We start from the raw sequence: 2,474 nt of genomic DNA, 5'->3' as shown, positions 1-2,474 counted from the left end.
TGATCGGCCTGCTCCTGCGTATCCGCCAGCACCACGGCTACGGGCTGACCGTTCCAGTGGATCTGATCGTCCTGCATCACTGGAAGGCTGTCCCCGCCCGCCGCCTTGGGGTTTGACATGAACGCAGGCGGCGGCGAGAGGCGGGGCGCATTGAGGTAGGTCATCACCTCGACCACGCCGTCGGCGGCCAGCGCGCGAGCGGTATCGAGGCGGGCGATGCGGCCCTTGGCGATGGTGCTGAAAGCAATGGCGGCAAAGACCATGCCCTCCATCGGAAACTCTGCCGCGAACCGGGCCGTGCCCGAGACCTTGAGCGGGCCGTCAATCCTCGATACCGCGCGCCCCAGATGCCCATGCTGGTGGCCGATCAGCGGATCGGGCACACCGCCCGGCACCCAGTTGTCCGGCGCCAAGGCGACGGCCTTCGCCACCAGGCGCTGCGCCATGCCCTGTACGAGGCCCTTGGCGTCCTTGGCGATGTTCATGCCGGGTCTCCCGTCAGTTCCTCAAGCACGGCGACGAGGGTGCGGCGGGCGAGTTCTATCTTGAAGCCGTTATGCCGCAACGCGCGGGCCTGGCTCAATTCGGCATCGGCCGCTGTTGCGAAGGCGACCTGGCCGACAGGCCCGCCCCGCAGGACGTCCTCGGCGCGCCGTGCGCGCCAGGGGCGATGCGCAACGCCGCCGAGGGCCAAGCGAACATCGCGGATATGCCCGTCCTCGACGGTGATCGCGCCTGCGACCGAAACCAGCGCGAAGGCGTAGCTCGAACGGTCCCGCACCTTGCGGTACGTCGAACGGCGGAGGGCAGGTGGCAGTTCGATCGCGGTGATCAATTCACCCTGATCCAGCACGGTCTCGATATCGGGTCGATCGCCTGGCAGTCGGTGCAGGTCGGCCAGCGGGATTTGCCGTTCGCCTTTGGATGTGCGCGTGTGGACGACGGCATCAAGTGACGCCAGCGCAACCGCCATGTCCGAGGGGTGTACGGCGATACAGGCGTCCGAAGCTCCAAGGATCGCATGGTTGCGATTGAAGCCCTCGAGCGCGTCGCAGCCCTGTCCGACGTGGCGCTTGTTGCAGCGCGATCCGCTCTCGTCGTAGAAATAGGCGCAGCGCGTGCGCTGGAGCAGATTGCCGCCCGCCGTCGCCATGTTGCGAATCTGGGCGCTGGCACCGGCAAGGATGGCGCGGGAAAGAATGGGGTAGCGCTGTCTGACGAGCGGATGCGCCGCAATCGCGGTGTTGCGTGTCCCCGCTCCGATCATCAGGCCGGCGTTCGCAGTTTCCTCGATACCGACGGCAAGACCGGATACGTCCACCAGAGCTTCGGGACGCTCGATCGTCTCGCGCATCAGATCAACGAGATTGGTGCCGCCTCCCAGATAACGCGCTCCGGTCCCGGCCTGGAGCACGGCGTCGCTGGCATCGGCAGCACGTGCGTAACGCAGAGGTGTCATTGCGCTGCCTCCGTTTCCGGCATCGGTGACGGCGCAAACGTTGCCGCGATGGCATCGATGATTCCGTTATGCGCGCCGCAGCGGCACAGGTTGCCGCTCATTCGCTCGCGGACTTCCTCGGCGCTGAACGGCATTGTCGGGGCGTCGAGGTCATCCGTAACGTGGCTGGGGACACCGCGCTGCAGTTCGTCCGCCATGCCGATCGCCGAACAGATTTGGCCTGGGGTGCAGTAGCCGCACTGGAAGCCATCGTGTTCGATGAAGGCCTGTTGCAGTGAATGCAGCTCGGTGGCTGAACCGACGCCTTCGATCGTCACGATGGAGCGCCCGTCGTATTGTACCGCCAGCGCAAGGCACGACAGGATGCGTTCCCCGTCCGCCAGAACCGTGCAGGCGCCGCAGGCGCCCTGATCGCAGCCCTTCTTCGTCCCGTGCAGGTGAAGGCGATCGCGCAGAAAATCCAGCAGGGACACGCGGGGGTCGAATGGGAGCTCGGCGGGCGCTCCATTAACGAGAATGCTCATCGCAGAAACCTCCTGATGCCGGATGTGGCTGATGGTCGGAGAATGCGCCTGTGTGTAACGCAGCCGGTGGCTCCGCGTGCCGGCAGCGCGGTATTGCGGTGTCGTCGTCAGGCAAAGCGATAGGGGCCGCCGCGTTCGAGCGCGGCCCGATACGCGGGCCGCGCGTGGATCTTGTCGAGCCAGGCGATCGTCGCAGGACGCCCCACTTCCAGTCCTCCTCGATCCCGGGCCGCTTCGAGCGGGAAGCTCATCATGATATCGGCGGCGGTGAATGTATCGCCTGCGAACCACGGTCGGAAAGCCAGTTCATGCTCGACGAAATCGAGATGGACATCGATCATCGGCTGCAACTTCTTCTGCGCTGTCTTGCCCACCAGCGGGATGCGTCCCAGCACCAGATCGATCAGCAGCGGCGGCATGAGCGAGCCTTCCGCATAATGGAGGAAGTGGCGGTAGAGCAGTGCCGCGTCGTCGCCATAGGGCTTACCCAG

General features: G+C 65.6%; 3 protein-coding genes and 1 pseudogene. All 4 read right to left on the bottom strand.

The window, feature by feature from the left end; translation table 11 throughout:
* Positions 1-485: pseudogene (locus LH128_RS29575) on the bottom strand (xanthine dehydrogenase family protein molybdopterin-binding subunit); the annotation flags it as partial.
* Complete coding sequence (locus LH128_RS29570) at positions 482-1,459, bottom strand: FAD binding domain-containing protein (RefSeq protein ID WP_008833381.1); 978 nt, start codon at positions 1,457-1,459, stop codon at positions 482-484. The gene LH128_RS29570 and the pseudogene LH128_RS29575, both read right to left, overlap by 4 nt.
* Positions 1,456-1,983 (bottom strand): 2Fe-2S iron-sulfur cluster-binding protein, encoded by a 528-nt coding sequence (locus LH128_RS29565; RefSeq protein ID WP_008833380.1) that lies wholly within the window; start codon positions 1,981-1,983, stop codon positions 1,456-1,458. The genes LH128_RS29570 and LH128_RS29565 overlap by 4 nt, the downstream gene beginning before the upstream one ends.
* Before the next feature lie 107 nt (positions 1,984-2,090).
* On the bottom strand, positions 2,091-2,474 hold a 384-nt coding region (locus LH128_RS29560), incomplete at its 5' end, for a glutathione binding-like protein (protein WP_037521999.1).

The organism is Sphingomonas sp. LH128 (assembly GCF_000293195.2).
Taxonomy (GTDB): Bacteria; Pseudomonadota; Alphaproteobacteria; order Sphingomonadales; family Sphingomonadaceae; genus Novosphingobium; species Novosphingobium resinovorum_A.
The sequence above is the reverse complement of the archived record's forward strand: the minus strand, read 5'-3'. Positions and strand labels throughout refer to the sequence as shown.

Coding starts and splice junctions, on each gene's coding strand:
- LH128_RS29565 (WP_008833380.1), bottom strand. CDS start 1,983: ATGAGCATTCTCGTTAATGGAGCGCCCGCCGAGCTCCCATTCGACCCC.
- LH128_RS29570 (WP_008833381.1), bottom strand. CDS start 1,459: ATGACACCTCTGCGTTACGCACGTGCTGCCGATGCCAGCGACGCCGTG.